13 protein-coding genes, 1 tRNA gene and 1 CRISPR repeat array (1 of these 15 only partly in view) are annotated in these 14,696 nt (G+C 41.0%); of the genes, 2 read left to right on the forward strand and 12 right to left on the reverse strand.

What is annotated here, in order from left to right; genetic code table 11:
- A CRISPR array of direct repeats spans nt 1-456; the repeat unit is 28 nt; unit sequence TTTCTAAGTCACCTGAGCGGTGATGAAG; it begins 4,735 nt to the left of the window's first position.
- A 178-nt stretch (nt 457-634) separates the two neighbouring features.
- The 10 genes from cas6f to ACZW67_RS02995 form a co-directional block, all read right to left on the reverse strand.
- Nucleotides 635-1,249, reverse strand: a complete 615-nt coding sequence (gene cas6f / locus ACZW67_RS02950; RefSeq protein ID WP_465182100.1) for a type I-F CRISPR-associated endoribonuclease Cas6/Csy4 — start codon at nt 1,247-1,249, stop codon at nt 635-637.
- Nucleotides 1,250-1,252: 3 nt separating this feature from the next.
- The gene (gene csy3, locus ACZW67_RS02955; RefSeq protein ID WP_465182101.1) at nt 1,253-2,278 is read right to left on the reverse strand and encodes a type I-F CRISPR-associated protein Csy3; all 1,026 of its coding nucleotides are present in this window, start codon (nt 2,276-2,278) and stop codon (nt 1,253-1,255) included.
- Nucleotides 2,279-2,353: 75 nt separating this feature from the next.
- Nucleotides 2,354-3,325 (reverse strand): type I-F CRISPR-associated protein Csy2, encoded by a 972-nt coding sequence (gene csy2 / locus ACZW67_RS02960; RefSeq protein WP_465182102.1) that lies wholly within the window; start codon nt 3,323-3,325, stop codon nt 2,354-2,356.
- On the reverse strand, nt 3,322-4,701 hold the full coding sequence (csy1, locus tag ACZW67_RS02965; protein ID WP_465182103.1) for a type I-F CRISPR-associated protein Csy1: 1,380 nt from the start codon (nt 4,699-4,701) through the stop codon (nt 3,322-3,324). The genes csy2 and csy1 overlap by 4 nt, the downstream gene beginning before the upstream one ends.
- Nucleotides 4,702-4,778: 77 nt before the next feature.
- Complete coding sequence (gene cas3f / locus ACZW67_RS02970; protein WP_465182104.1) at nt 4,779-8,264, reverse strand: type I-F CRISPR-associated helicase Cas3f; 3,486 nt, start codon at nt 8,262-8,264, stop codon at nt 4,779-4,781.
- A complete protein-coding gene (gene cas1f / locus ACZW67_RS02975) occupies nt 8,265-9,260 on the reverse strand; it encodes a type I-F CRISPR-associated endonuclease Cas1f (protein ID WP_465182105.1) in 996 nt (331 codons plus the stop codon).
- 154 nt (nt 9,261-9,414) lie between these two features.
- A complete protein-coding gene (locus ACZW67_RS02980; protein ID WP_045447044.1) occupies nt 9,415-9,741 on the reverse strand; it encodes a hypothetical protein in 327 nt (108 codons plus the stop codon).
- A gap of 10 nt (nt 9,742-9,751) precedes the next feature.
- The gene (locus ACZW67_RS02985; RefSeq protein ID WP_465182106.1) at nt 9,752-10,042 is read right to left on the reverse strand and encodes a hypothetical protein; all 291 of its coding nucleotides are present in this window, start codon (nt 10,040-10,042) and stop codon (nt 9,752-9,754) included.
- Entirely contained in the window at nt 10,039-11,241 is a 1,203-nt protein-coding gene (locus ACZW67_RS02990; RefSeq protein ID WP_465182107.1) for an Arm DNA-binding domain-containing protein, read from the reverse strand. The genes ACZW67_RS02985 and ACZW67_RS02990 overlap by 4 nt, the downstream gene beginning before the upstream one ends.
- 11 nt (nt 11,242-11,252) lie before the next feature.
- Entirely contained in the window at nt 11,253-11,468 is a 216-nt protein-coding gene (locus tag ACZW67_RS02995; RefSeq protein WP_045447035.1) for a hypothetical protein, read from the reverse strand.
- 150 nt (nt 11,469-11,618) lie between these two features.
- Here ACZW67_RS02995 and ACZW67_RS03000 point away from each other — a divergent pair, with 150 nt between their 5' ends.
- Entirely contained in the window at nt 11,619-11,843 is a 225-nt protein-coding gene (locus tag ACZW67_RS03000; RefSeq protein ID WP_110922585.1) for a helix-turn-helix domain-containing protein, read from the forward strand.
- A 241-nt stretch (nt 11,844-12,084) separates the two neighbouring features.
- On the opposite strand, the gene ACZW67_RS03005 is transcribed toward ACZW67_RS03000, so the two are convergent.
- Nucleotides 12,085-12,161: transfer RNA gene (locus ACZW67_RS03005), tRNA-Val, on the reverse strand.
- A gap of 311 nt (nt 12,162-12,472) precedes the next feature.
- Here ACZW67_RS03005 and ACZW67_RS03010 point away from each other — a divergent pair.
- Complete coding sequence (locus ACZW67_RS03010; protein ID WP_465182108.1) at nt 12,473-13,450, forward strand: glutathione S-transferase family protein; 978 nt, start codon at nt 12,473-12,475, stop codon at nt 13,448-13,450.
- 91 nt (nt 13,451-13,541) lie between these two features.
- Here the strand turns inward: ACZW67_RS03010 and hemB are convergent, their stop codons facing one another.
- Nucleotides 13,542-14,549 carry a porphobilinogen synthase gene (hemB, locus tag ACZW67_RS03015; RefSeq protein WP_110922587.1) on the reverse strand — a complete coding sequence of 336 codons (1,008 nt, stop codon included), beginning with the start codon at nt 14,547-14,549 and terminating at the stop codon, nt 13,542-13,544.
- Nucleotides 14,550-14,696 lie beyond the last annotated feature (147 nt).

Genomic DNA, 14,696 nt, shown 5'->3' on the forward strand with positions numbered 1-14,696 from the left:
ATAAAATCTTTCTAAGTCACCTGAGCGGTGATGAAGTAACCTCCGCTTTTTTGATGCCTATAATTTAATTTCTAAGTCACCTGAGCGGTGATGAAGTATTGGCACAAGAGTCCACCATTAGATAGAGTTTTCTAAGTCACCTGAGCGGTGATGAAGTTTTTAATTTCTCTATCGTGACTAATAATTCATTTCTAAGTCACCTGAGCGGTGATGAAGACGTTGCTCTTGATGCTGCTGGGTCTGATGCTTTTCTAAGTCACCTGAGCGGTGATGAAGTTATTGGTCAGCCGCAGTTGGGTTTTTTAGGTTTTCTAAGTCACCTGAGCGGTGATGAAGTTGTCGTCATCAAACGTATAGCAGAACTCAGCTTTCTAAGTCACCTGAGCGGTGATGAAGGCAAAACCCCTGTATGGATATTCTAAAATAATTTTCTAAGTCACCTGAGCGGTGATGAAGAGGAATTATACCTCAAAGAAATCAATTACAACAAGGCGTGGAGGACAAAACACCCTATTTTACCCTCCATTTCTAGCCCGGATATAACTGATTGATTTTATTGTAATTTTTTAAATAGTCAAAAAAAAGGGTTTTTATGCCTAATTTTTGGGTAATTCGTCATTACCATTCAAGTCGATTACCAATGTGGCACGGTAATCGCATCTGACATACCATTTATGCCATAGACATTAAAGCTGCCTACTTTGGGTTGATCACAAGCCCGTTGCAACACTCTTAGACGATAGTTGCTATTGTTAGTCTGGCTACGCATTTGAATGTAGGGCAATGCCATTTCATTCTTGCGTTTAGCCACAGTTATCATGGCCTCCTCATAACTAACTTTAAGTTTCTCTGACAAAGTTTTCGCTTGTATATCAATAGGTTTAAAACGGTAACGATGGACACTGACATAGCCAGTGGCCTTGTTGCCAACGTCTTTGATACCTTTGATATGTACATAGTCTGTCAGTCGCGATAGCCAATCGTTAAGATTTAAGGTTTCTAAATCTTTTTGGTTGGAGGCAAAGACACGTAGCTTTAGCCCAAGCTTGGATGACTGCTCTGTTTTATCATCATAATGATAATCGGGGAAGCTGACACCGATAGAGTCGATATTATGCTTGTTTTTCACATCTACCAACGCTATATGCAATTGGATAAATAATTTGCTCCAGATAAAGTAAGGCGCAATATCAGGGTCAGGGATAATGGTTATTTCTTGAAAATGGGTTAGGTTAGTTGAGTCCGTCATGACTTACTCCTTGCCACTGGCACCGAACACGCCGCCACGAATAAGTACACCCATCACATAATGCTGTTGGCTGATATCTGGAGCATCACCATTTAACACCCAATTATCAAATAAGGTATAAAAGTCCATCTTAGCTTTAGGCTGACGAAATGCTGTACCTAAAGTAGTCACCGCGCCATAAGGTTCAACAGCGATAGGGAACTCGGCATCAGGATACCAGTCATCAATAGTGCGAATCGCGTTACTGACTTTTTGTGAGTGCATACCTGCATTGTCCTCAGAGCCCCTGCGGTCACTGACACGGTAGAGTACTTTGCTCTTCTTACTACCAGTATCTAAGATTAGTTCTTGCGAAGGATAAACCTCTTGACCATAACCAATGATGGCCTGTGCTTCTACGTATAAAATAATGAACTCATCACCGTTTAAACCTGCTTTGATCCAATCTGCCACCTGCCTAATATTAGCATCATCACTATTAAAATCTTTTAGACCGTAGGCTTTTGCATCATCGATAGTAATAGTTTGATCATTACATTTAACAGTGATTTTGATACTTTCAGTGCCTACACGATTACGCCATAACCAGCGAGCATTTAAAACGTTAATCGCATATCGACGTGCTAATTCATCGACACCTTGAGTATCGATATAATCAGTGACCACTTGCTCTAAAGCCTTCTGATAATCTTGATCGTTACAGACGTTAGGCTTACCTGTGAAGGGTAGAACTTTCAGACTAAAACGCGCAACCAAGGTATCATTGTTTTCATCTAATGACGCAGAATCAACTTTTTGTAGATTAGCTTTTTCTGTTTCAGCATCTAGTTTGGCAGGATCATTGGTAATGGTATTTTTCAGGCGGTTACTAATGGTGCCACGTACTGACTTTTCTTTAATAACGACAGGCGAAGGCGAAGTTGCTTTATTGGCTGCTTGACTATCGGTTTGCCATAGATAGGCGTCTGATACATCTAAGTTACGCTCAAAAGCGAGGACTGAGGCAGTTTTTAAGGCTGATTTTGACATAAAGTTCTCCATAGGAATCAAGGTTAAGTTAGATTTATTGTAAAAGTTGATTGGTTTAAAAGATTAAAAGTAAGGTCAGAAATCTTGTCGCTGAGTAACTAAATAGAGAGAGTCATCAGCATCGTAGCGATAATGCCAAAAAGCATTAGCAATATCATGTTCACCGCCAATGCGATTTAAACGCTGTGGATAGACCCATTTACCAAGGCTATATACGGCTTCGACATATTGGCTAGGGTATTCAGGATTGCGCACATTTTGCATGACACCTGAATCATATAGTTCAGAAATCCCTTGATACCCTACAGGCATAGGTACAAGCCAACCGTGACCACTCTTACGCGAAGTAGTCAGCCATTTGGTATCACCATTTTTTTGAGTTTCTGGTATTTGATGCAGCGCGCAAACCTCTATCAAGGCATCTAAAGGCGTCGCATCTAGATTGTCTTTTTGTACGTCATTAATAATTTGAGCAAACTCATTTTGTGCATCCATCAGTACAAAGGCAGGTAACAGCTGTGGTATGACGGCACTGATATCACTATTCTCAAAAAACTGTACTGGCTCAAATCTAGCCAATCCGCGCACACTACCACCCGCCATACGCTGCTGCTGAATCCATTGCTTAGTGTTTTGAATAGCAGACGCTTGCTGCTCAGTCGTTAATGTAGTGTCTGCCAATACTTCAACCACAAAGCTCATGACTAATCGACATTTGCCTTCTTCAATAATAGACGCTGTTTTTCCGTCTTTTTTTATAGGATTACGAGTTTGGTTAAAAGTGTAGTTATTGTAGGAATTTGGGCGATACATTTGTGGTTGGCAATCATGACATGCCAGTAATACGCCACCTAATGACACCTCAGATAACGACTCATCATCTGCCATCTTGCGAGACATTGCGTGAAAGCTACCTAAGAATCCAGTGATAGCAGGAAACCCATAAGTGAGTGGGCTTGAGATAGTGTTCGCCCCATCAATCATTACCTTTTTAAATAGCAAATAGCCAACTATCCCAATATTACTATCATCGTCTACACGGCTCATAAAAATACTCCTTTGCCTGCGCGCTCATAGCGTTTTTTCATATCCTCAATCTCACGCTCCCAGTCTAAATGCTCGGCATCGCCAAAATCACTGGCAATCTCCTTGAATTCGGCTTGCATCAAAGTATTGAGCCAACGGGCAAAAATATGAATGATTTGACTATGCCAAGCATCATCTTGTTCACGTTCCGCTTTGAATTCCTCTTCGCCTTCAAGGTCAGAGCGTTTTGGATCAAGCCAAAGCTTCTCGACACGATCAAGCTCATAGTCTTTTGACCAGCCTGCAGGCATAGTCGTCCGAATGTCTTCTGCGGCTGCAAATATTTGATAGAGCACCTCATCAATCGCACTTTTGCGCGCATCTCTGACATCGACGATATTGCGAGTGTCTTTTATAGATTTAAAAATACTTTGAATCGTCTCACGCGCGTTGTATTCCATACTGGTACTAAAAACACTATTGGCAAACTTGGATAATTTAAACGCGCGTTCTTGTTTGATAATCGGTGGGAGTGAGGGCAGGAGATAGTTACGACCACCTTGTTTGCTCATGAGCAAGCTAACATTTTGCGGTTTTGTACCACCAAGCTGAAGCGTTGCCAAATCATTCAAGGTAACATAAGGTTGCTGTTCGGCAGTTTTTTTAAAACGGTTATCACGTGCCGTTTTATTTTCTTCCGAAAATTTCAGGTGATTGATACGTTGATAGACTTCATGGGTGAGTACAGAGGGGTAGAGCGGTATGATATTAATATAGTTAAGCTGATCAATACCCGTACTTTCATACGCATTGGTGACCCATAATGTTTGTTTATTACGTTCATGAGTGACAGGGTCGGAAATGATATTTTGTAGTGCTTCTTTAAAAGTCTGTTGATAAGTTAAAGCCACCGCTTGGTCGCTAGCCAGCGTGGCAATAAAATCAGCATCATCCGCTAAGATGAGGTCACGAATTTTAGTCGTCTCATCTACTTCAAAGTCAAAAAAAGCAGCTAGGGGCAGGGCAGCAGCATTACCATTGGCATCAATGTAGCCACTGTTTATTGAATGTGTACCGATGATGGTTTCAGGTAAACTATTTATAGCTTCAAAACTAACATTATCGCCCTTTGCATCAGGATGCACCCCTTTTGAGATATGCGTACCGAAGTTCAGTTGCTTTGCCATACGCGTTGCCGCATCAGGAATCCAATTGCCGACGCTATATTTCTCTTTGGCTTCTGCTAGCGTTCCTTTTAGCTCTGAGACCTTTTTATAGTCGCTACTTTCAACGGCTTTAGCGAGCTGCTTTTGCTCAGTGTCTGTTTTTTTATCGTATAAGTTAACAAGAAATGCTTTGACTGCACTGCTGGCTAGCTCTGGGGTTATATCAATCAAGATTAGCTCCTTTAAAATAATGTACAAAAGTTGAATTTTTAAGCTATTAAAGCATGCAATATTTAATAAGCCAAAGCCTATCCACGAACAAAGCCAAAAAACTCGTGAAATGCCCAGCCACGACTATTGCTAGATTTAATGCTGTCTAGCGATACGGATGAATAAGTAATCGCTAATGACCGCATGCTTTTATCAGAATGTGAGTGTTGCAAATCTTGTAAGACGTCATTCAATGAAGTCGTCAACCAAGGTTTTATTTGTGCATGCTCAAATTTAAAGGCTAGTGGCTGAATCGCTTTATTCTGAGGGGTAGATTTGGTTAAACCTTTTTCAAAAACGTCTTCGGAATAATAAGTATCAAAACCTATACTTGGCATGTCGGTATCTTCATCATTGACCATTCTCGGGATTAATAGCCAGTCCTCCTGTGGCGTTCCTGCTCGAAAGGGGCTAATTTGCTGTAAATAAGTATGAGTACGATTAGCCGTAGCCTTGCTATCCCAATATGCGTTAACGTAGTTAAGTTTAGGGCTATTTAATAAATGCCGCATAACTTGATGTTCAAGATCGCTTAGCGTCTCTATAGTTTTATTTTGAGAAGTCTCAATTCTAGGTCTCGCATCGACTTGTACTAGCTGCTCTTGAGTCATCAGTTTATTTAAATCGTAGCTTGGTGGCTTGAATAGCGTGGTCTCAAACCCTGGATGTGTGAAGATAGGCCGCTGAGCATTAGGATGCTTAAAGTAGCGGATATTGTATTGTAGTAATAGAATGTTTGGCTCATTGGCAACTTTATCAGGACGATGTCGCCAAACACGCCCAGCCAACTGAATAATAGAGCGCATAGAGGAGGGTTCTACGATCGCCCAATCATAGTCGTGGTCACGTCCGACCTCAGCGACTGGAGTGGCGAGTACCATAAAGATATGGTTTTTAGCAGGCTGATTGGCAATGGCTTGTTCAATCTCAGGATGATTAAAGATACTAACTTTAACTTCGCTACGGTCTAAGATTCTATCGAGCTTATTCTCTAACGCATTGCGTAGTAGAAGTAGCTGCTTGGCGTGATAGCACACTACATGTATCATCGTATTTTTGGGTACTATTATGCTGTCTGCTTTGAACAGTTGCATCGCAATATTAGTAATGTTATTGATATTTGCGACACGTACTAGTCCAATACTTATTTGGGTGCTTTCGATAGATTTTTTCTTATTAGAATTAGGTTGTAATTCATGATGTTTACTATGCAAATTGATAGCTGCATCGACTATGGTTTGTGCCAAAGCACTATAAAACGGTGTAGCTTTATCCTTTGTATAAGAGGCTGAAAAGGGTAGTATTGCTGCTTGACGCCTAATAGGCTGTTTAGCTAAATAGCTGGCACGCTTATCACAAAATTGTTTATGGTTATTTTGAAAAACATCAACATCAGCGCATTGTTCAGACATCATCGCTTTAGGTTGTTCATCAAACCATGCACAGACTACTTTTGGTACAGGCTTATTTTGACTTTGATTAAATAGTTTGCGCCCTTCCATATAAGCTTCAAATAATCCTGTTACCAAATCAGGGGTCAAAGTCGCAGACGAGAGTAATACGCGCGTACCAAACAGTCCAGCAAGGTGCACCAAACGCGATAGCGCAGGCAAGTCTGCTTGATCAAAATCATCGGGTTCATCTAATATCAAATCACTACTGAGCAGGCGCAGCATCGGAGCAATGTATTTACCGCCGCGTTTGCATTCGCTAGCTTGGATAATATGGTCAACGGTGCAAGTCACGATAGGCGCAAAGATTAAATCACGAGCTTTAGAGTTGGCGATAACGGTATCAAGATTCAGCGCTTCATAATCTTGATAGTCTATGTCGCTATCGACGATTTCATCTAATAAATCCTCGCTGGATTCACTACCAAAGGTCGCAGACTCGTTATCGGGTTCATTGTCCTTTTTGTATTCATCGATAATGTCTGTAATATCGTTCGTCTTGTTATCGTACGCCAGCTCGAACAGTTTTTTATTGGCACTGCCACCGACCAATATGGCTAATTGATCGCCTTTTAACTTCAAGTCTTTACGAAAGCTTAGCCCTGTTTGTAACGTTAAAATTCGCAGACCTAATGCAATAGTAAAGCGCGCACCCTTCTTAGGATCAGCCAAACCATACATAATCCGTGCATTACCGATAGTCTTACCTGCACCTGTCGACGCCATATTAACGCCGAAAAACCCATGTTCGTGCGTGGCTTCTTGCAGACCATAGCTCATTTTAAAAGCTTGATTTTGCCATTTAAAACGCTCAATACCTGTTGGTTTGGCCAATGGGTCATGGTTACGCAAGGTTGGCATTTCACTGGCAATAATAGGTAGCGCGCGACAGAAGTGAGCAGTAAAAGTACCTACTCCTAATAAGTGCTCCTCCAAAGATTGCTTGACCGTTGGTATGCTAGCCGTGCGATCCGTATTTGCAGCTAATTTCTTAAATTGGCTATTAACGGCTACACAGCGTGAATCGTTTTCCTTAAGACTAGAATAATTATGATCACCAACCATTAGGCATAGGCGAGACAAATGTAGCAAAAATGGATCACTAATTGCTTTGTTAGATTCAACAGCTTTTTGGCCGATTTGCATTAGTGTAGAGTCATTTAGTGCTTTTTTAGACCAACGTCTAATATTTTTTTGCCAAGTTGAACTATTAATAACTAAATAATCAAATTTCCAAAAGCTTTTAAGTTGAGTTTGTGTCATTTCCTCTAACGATTTAGGGTTTTTAACCCAATAATCAAAAGGTTTTAAGCGACCGTAGGACTGCTGTAGGTTTCGCTTGTAAAGTGCTGTTTCTTGAGGCTGCTGCATACGTTGAATAGCGGTAAAAGAATGAAATACTTTATCAGCAGGCGGTAATCGGTGATGAGTGACAATTAACCAAGCGACCCACTGAGCAAGTGGTGGCATCGCTTCTATATTGACAGTATCTTGACTCGCATTAGCAAGACGCTTTTCTATATCGTTATTCTTTAACCAATCACCCAATTGCATTAATCGTTCAAGCCATATCTCATCTCGGTTACAACCTTCAATCATCAGCTCAAATAGTTTTAATGATATCCACTCATGACGATAAGAGTCACCTTGTTTACTACCTTTTATGAGTTTGTTTTGAAAACCAATTGTTGATTTGCCGATATCATGGAGTAGTGCAGCAATGGTGGCGATAATTTGCATACTACTGGCATAAGCCCAGTCGTTTTCCCATTCAGTATGCATAATATTTCTTTTGGTACGGTTCACAGGAACAATTCCAACCTCATTAAACTTGCGCTTATTACCAACGATCCATACTAGCTCCGTCAGCTGGCGTGTCTTATTGCGATGACAGCTTACCGCCGTTGACTTAGTCGCCGAACTGCGTAATAGCTGCTTAACCGTTTTAAGGCCTTCTTCAGTGATAGCCGTCTGCCAGACGTTATCACCAATGCGATTGGCAAAAGCATCTAAGATTCGACGAGTACGCCCTAATGCCTTTTTTTCACATTGAGAAACTAAAGTGACAATCATTTATAGCTCCCAATCTTTAGTCATAGCAATCTGCTTTACGACTTCAAACTGATAATCTAGTGCCTTATGCTTGGTAAACATATTCAGGCATTCTTGACGAAACTCTTGCTCACTCATGTTTTCGCTGGCACAGATAAAGGCGAGGGGCAGAACTAAAGCATCTTTGATAATATCGGCGATATCAAACACTAAAGCACCGCGCCGAGTCTTGCCGTGCATTACAGCAAAGCCATGTGGAATGCCCAATGTCCATGCTGTTGTCGCACCTAAACCATATGCTAGATAATTACCATGATTGAGAAAGCCATTGGCCTTATCGATACCTTCATGTTCTCTTGTAAAGCCATCGTAGCCTGTATTCTTTGCAGACAGTTTGTAAAGCTGCTTGGTCAATCGTGCTTCTAATTGTAGTAAGTGCATGACTTCCGTTTGCTGATTGATTTGCCGAATGTTATCGGATAGCAAGGCTTGCACCGCATCAATACTGTTATCAAACCCCCAACGTTTTAGCTCACTGTCTTTACTCCATACCGTTTGTAGATAAGCCAATCGTGCATGTTGCAACAGTTTCGCTGCCATCAAACGCTTGTTATCATCCCACCACCAACTCATCCACCCTTGAATATATTCTGTTGGACGATACTCACTTTGTGGTGTCATCCACTCGATAAATATTTCACGCTCCGCACCCATAAATAATGGCGAGCCACCACCACCACAAAAGCCAACTAAGACGCCAGCTTGTGATAGCAATCGCATTGCCGCTTGAGTAATGGAAGTTCCCGTACCGAGTAGAATGGAGGTGGTATTAGCAATAGGAATGTTATAGAACAGATTGGCTTTATCCTCTTCTGTTAGATAGAGAATTCGACCATCTTTTTGCATTACCCTACAATGAGAAAGGTAGTAAATATTGGCACGTTTAGAGTGCAAAATAGTCTTTAGATCAGAGGACGCGAAACTATTGTCAGTATAGGAGTTGCTAGGTTTTGCCATAGTAGTTCCGTCCATTGGAATTATTGTAGAGTTTAATACCAATTTACTTTAACCGAACTATGTTGGTAAAACAATATATATAAAAGTCTTTACGACAACAGATGTCGTCAGACAATAAAAAGCCAAACAACATAAACTGTTTGGCTTTAAATATTTATCGGTTATTATGCTCACGCCATGCAGCGTGCTCACATACCTCACAACACCAGCTCTGTTTTGAGCGCATGTAAGGAATATCTGCTGGTACCTCTAAAGGACAAATATAGCCACAGTATTCGCATAGCACATCATCTAAATAAGCAAAACATTGACCTATCGTTTCAAACAAAACGTGTAAGCTGATCTCATATTGGCAACAAAGTGCATTTACATGTTCAATATAGCCATCATATCCGTCATTGTTTGAATATGCCCAATAGTCTGCACAAACTCTTAGATCTCGAGCATTTTGAGTCATACTAGGCTGAAGCTTAACACTCATAATATTCTCCTTAGTACCCATAGCCAGTGTGTGGTAGTAGCTCGTAAAGCGCACTCTGTAGCTGACCACGCATCTCATCAAGTATATAATCAGGATTAGCGTCTAAGCGCTTCTGTACCCATACCCGCATTGCCATATGATTATCGAAGCAGCTATCTACATTTAATAAACGAGCCAAACCAGTACCTGATTGAATACAGAGCTCACAAATTAGAGAGTTAGCCATATTATTTGCATCATTACTGATATAGCCACTAGGTTTAAACGTCGCATGCAGTTTGTCGTAATCAATGATTTTCATTTTGATGCCTCCTTATCATTAGATACCTGAGCAATCTGACTTCGGTTGACCAATGCTTCAAATGCACTACCATCCTGCCGAGTCATATTCGGTACGTAACGGCTATACGTGTTGAATAGCATTTTGGTCGTAGAGTGTCCCATTTGGCTGGCTATCCACTCAGGACTTTCGCCAGCAGCTAGCCATAGCGTTGCTGCGGTATGACGGCTCTGATAGGCATTACGCTTCTTGAGACCCAAAATCTTAAGAGTAGGATGCCAAACACGCTTATTCACGTTGTTGTAATCAAGTGGTTCACCTGTATGCGCGCAAAACACATAATCAGAGCGTCCATAAGTAATCGTTTGTTGCTCTTTTAGAGCGTCATAGACCCAAGGTGACATTTGAATCGCACGGTAAGACTCTTGAGTCTTAGGAGGAACAATTTTGCCTTTAACATAAGCTTGTTTGATCACAATCTCACGTCGATCAAAGTCAATGTTCTCCCAAGTCAACCCATCAATTTCACTCGTACGCATCCCTGTGAAAAAACGTACCAGATAATAATTGCGATAGTCTGCTCTCACACCATTAATAAACGTCCAAACCTCATTCAGTGTGAATGGTTGAATATCCGTTTTAGGCTGTTTTAGCGCATTTATATCGTAGTAGGGATTATCAAATTGATAGCGTTTAGCCGCTTCTTTTAGTATCATACCTAAAGGTACCATGATCGAATTGATGCGTGCCGCTGACAGATGTTTGTTAGCTTTTCCGTACGTTACTTTGGCGAGCGATGAACGGAAGGCTAATACATCTGTCTTTTTTATGAGATGAATGGGCTTCGTCCCAAACTTAACAATCAAGTACATATCGATAATCTCCTTTATTTTGCGCTTGTAAGTATCACGCCATTCAATTTCTTTTTCAGAAAACCATAATTTTGCAAACTGCTCAAAGGAAGGTGTATTGGTATTAATGCATTCCTTGCGATCGTTCAACGCTACCATTTCTGCTGCTTTGTCACTTTTTGGAAAGTACTTAGCATAGTTGAACAGACCTAAGATGATTTCTGCTTCCATTTTCTCAATCACTTTCTCAAGCTTCTTGCGATTCGTCGGTGTGTCTGTCAGGTTTGTCGTCTCCCGACAGCGTATACCCATGTAATAAAAATCGACAAATAGCATATTGCTCCCTCTGCGGGTTCTAATACTAGCCATCCTATTCCTCCTTATTGAAGTGCCATTGCGTTAATGCTACCGGCGATGCCAGTACGCATATCTTTTTCAATCTCTTCCCAAATGTACAAAATCTTACGACCACCGAACGGGCGTATATAATGAATGCCTTCGATAAGCACGCTATCCTTGAGCTCATTACGGATAGTACGAGGGTTATATTTGATGAGCTCAGAAAGCTCTTGGGTAGTTAGGTAGGTATGTGACATAATAAATTCCTTGTAAGCCAATTAAATAACTAGGTTGTTTTATCGAAATAACAAATAATTCTATAAAAGTAATTTGTTGTTCGATAGAAGTACTTTACTAGCTATCGTTAGTCGATGCAAGTACTTTTTTAGTCTATTAAGGAATTATTAATGATTTTATGTAATTTACCAGTGCTACTAGCTGAACGTCGTATGAAGGTGGCAGATCTAATAAGAATGACAGGAATTAGCAAGTCGACAGTGCACAAGATCTATAACGAACAGACTTCAAGAATAGATTTTGACACTATGGATAAAATTTGTGAGGCACTAGATATTGAAGTAGGTGATTTATTTACTTATGTACCTAACGACTCGCTAGATAAAAAGAAGTAAATAAATATTGAGAGTGTTTTAGATAATTTAGGGTAGAGGTCGAAAGTGCGACTCTGAAAGAAAGGCAAAATAGAGAGCAGGCGCAACTTAGGCACAATTTAGGCACACACGTTTTTTGATGACGTTTGCGGAAAGTGAGAAAAGAGGAAATTTGCATCGACGTATAGTTTCCTTTTTCACTACAGCCCATATTTCACGGACAAAAAAAAGCCCCAATCGTGAGATTGGGGCTTTCTAAATTTGGTAGGCATAAGCAGACTCGAACTGCTGACCTCTACCATGTCAAGGTAGCGCTCTAACCAACTGAGCTATACGCCTATTTAGGTCATGCATTTTAGCAAGTTTTTCAAACTTTGCAAGCCTTTTCTATCAGAATATCGCCTTATTATTATTATATTTAGAAATGAGACATAGATTGACTAACTTAAAATGATTTTTATGTATTTTTACTAAATATTTAATTAAACTGGTTTAGTTTTTATTGTTAATTAAAGTGTGAAATCAAATGAAGAAGCATCTATAACTGCTATGATATCTCTGGAAACGAGGTGATTATCATCATGATCATAAGTTGAAACCAATCATATTTCACAAAAGTTAAATAAAAGTCAGAGAAACCGGAGAATAAGATGGGTCTATTGGTAGATGGGCAATGGCAAGACAAATGGTATGACACAGAATCTAGCGGTGGGCGTTTTGAGCGTGAAGACGCAGGCTTTAGAAACTGGGTCACAGTAGATGGCAGCGCAGGACCATCAGGGGTAGGCGGTTTTAAAGCTGAGCCTAATCGCTATCATTTATATGTGTCTTTGGCCTGTCCTTGGGCGCACCGTACTTTGATTTATCGTAAGCTCAAAGGCTTAGAGAATATGATTTCACTGTCTGTCGTTCATCCGTTTATGGGTGAGAATGGTTGGACGTTTGCAGCGGGAGAAGGGGTTATTGCTGATCCATTGAACCATGCATCGAATGCCTATGAGATTTATATCGCGGCAAAACCAGACTATACAGGGCGCGTCACGGTGCCTATCTTATGGGATAAGAAAACCAATACCATCGTTAGCAATGAGTCGTCAGAAATTATTCGTATGTTTAATTCAGATTTCGACGAAGTTGGTGCTGTAGCGGGTGATTTTTTACCGACCGACTTATTAACAGAAATTGATGAGATTAATGACTTTGTCTATTCTGCGATAAATAATGGTGTATATAAAGCAGGATTTTCGACCACACAAGAGGCTTATGAAGAAGCCGTGACCGCACTATTCGACGCACTAGATACGTTAGAGGTACGCCTGTCAGGTAAGCGCTATTTGGTAGGCAATAGCATAACAGAGGCCGATTGGCGACTGTTTACGACTTTGGTGCGTTTTGATGCTGTGTATGTCGGGCATTTTAAATGTAATCTGCATCGTATCGTGGATTACCCAAATCTGTGGGGATATCTGCGTGATTTATACCAAGTGCCAGGTATTGCAGAGACGGTAAATATGGTGCATATCAAGCAGCATTATTACACCAGTCATGCCAATATTAATCCTACGCGTATCATACCTGCTGGCCCAGTGATTGATTTTAATGAGCCACATGACCGTGCACGTCTATAGTTTTATTTATCAAAAAATATTCAAAAAAAGCCCCAACTGCTTAATAGTAGTTGGGGCTTTTTTTATGAGATGAAATACCGTTTATTTAACACTAAGCGTTGTTTAGCTGACGTGCTGCTTCTAGGGCAAAGTAAGTCAAGATACCATCAGCACCAGCGCGGCGGAAGCCAATCAGTGACTCTAAAATGACCGCGTCGCTCAACCAGCCGTTTTGAATGGCTGCCATGTGCATGGCGTATTCACCAGAGACTTGATAAGCAAAGGTTGGTACACCGAAAGTATTTTTAACTTCACGAATCAAATCTAAGTATGGCTGACCAGGTTTAATCATCACCATATCAGCACCTTCATTGATGTCCATGGCCACTTCATGCAACGCTTCTGCACGATTGCCAAAATCCATCTGATACTGTTTCTTATGTCCGCCTCTTAGGTTGCCAGCACTACCGACCGCATCACGGAATGGGCCATAATAAGAAGAGGCGTATTTAGCTGAGTAGGCCATGATAGCAGTATTGACAAAGCCTTCAGACTCTAGGGCATCGCGCATGGCTTTGATACGGCCATCCATCATATCGCTCGGCGAGATAATGTCAGCGCCAGCGCGTGCATGTACCAATACTTGCTTCACCAATACTTCGACGGTTGCATCATTGACCACATAACCGCTGTCATCGAGCAAACCATCTTGACCATGCGAAGTGTAAGGGTCTAAAGCAACGTCTGTCATGACCACCATTTCTGGTACGGCATCTTTCACCGCTTTTACCGTGCGTGCTGTCAGGGCATTTTCGTCATATGCTGATCTGCCATCTGGTGTCTTTAGTGAGTTGTCAATCACAGGGAAGATATCGATGGTCGTAACACCTTCTGCTAATAGCTCTTTGGCATATTTAATCAGTAGGTCAATAGATAGGCGCTCGACACCTGGCATGCTCGCAATCGTTTCGCGCTGATTTTCGCCTTCTAATACAAAGACGGGAGCGATGAAATGCTTAGGATGTAGTTCCACTTCACGAATCATCGCTCGCACGTTATCGTTATAACGTAGACGGCGCAAGCGAGTAGCAGGGTATTGGCGATTAAAAGTGTAAGTCATCATAATTCCTTATTTTAATTACAATCAGGGTTATTCGGATGTTAACTGCGTCAGGCTCTGTTAGATCTGCTCTATAAAGCAGTCCAATTTTTTATAGAATTCATGTAGGCAACAGTGTGTTCGATAAAATGTCACTACTATAACCAA

This window comes from Psychrobacter sp. TPE 89C, from assembly GCF_055522395.1.

Bases quoted from the DNA above. Each gene is read 5' to 3' on its own strand.
- cas6f (WP_465182100.1), bottom strand. From the start codon at position 1,249: ATGACGGACTCAACTAACCTAACCCATTTTCAAGAAATAACCATTATC.
- csy3 (WP_465182101.1), bottom strand. From the start codon at position 2,278: ATGTCAAAATCAGCCTTAAAAACTGCCTCAGTCCTCGCTTTTGAGCGT.
- csy2 (WP_465182102.1), bottom strand. From the start codon at position 3,325: ATGAGCCGTGTAGACGATGATAGTAATATTGGGATAGTTGGCTATTTG.
- cas3f (WP_465182104.1), bottom strand. From the start codon at position 8,264: ATGATTGTCACTTTAGTTTCTCAATGTGAAAAAAAGGCATTAGGGCGT.
- cas1f (WP_465182105.1), bottom strand. From the start codon at position 9,260: ATGGCAAAACCTAGCAACTCCTATACTGACAATAGTTTCGCGTCCTCT.
- ACZW67_RS02980 (WP_045447044.1), bottom strand. From the start codon at position 9,741: ATGAGTGTTAAGCTTCAGCCTAGTATGACTCAAAATGCTCGAGATCTA.
- ACZW67_RS02985 (WP_465182106.1), bottom strand. From the start codon at position 10,042: ATGAAAATCATTGATTACGACAAACTGCATGCGACGTTTAAACCTAGT.
- ACZW67_RS02990 (WP_465182107.1), bottom strand. From the start codon at position 11,241: ATGGCTAGTATTAGAACCCGCAGAGGGAGCAATATGCTATTTGTCGAT.
- ACZW67_RS02995 (WP_045447035.1), bottom strand. From the start codon at position 11,468: ATGTCACATACCTACCTAACTACCCAAGAGCTTTCTGAGCTCATCAAA.
- ACZW67_RS03000 (WP_110922585.1), top strand. From the start codon at position 11,619: ATGATTTTATGTAATTTACCAGTGCTACTAGCTGAACGTCGTATGAAG.
- ACZW67_RS03010 (WP_465182108.1), top strand. From the start codon at position 12,473: ATGGGTCTATTGGTAGATGGGCAATGGCAAGACAAATGGTATGACACA.
- hemB (WP_110922587.1), bottom strand. From the start codon at position 14,549: ATGACTTACACTTTTAATCGCCAATACCCTGCTACTCGCTTGCGCCGT.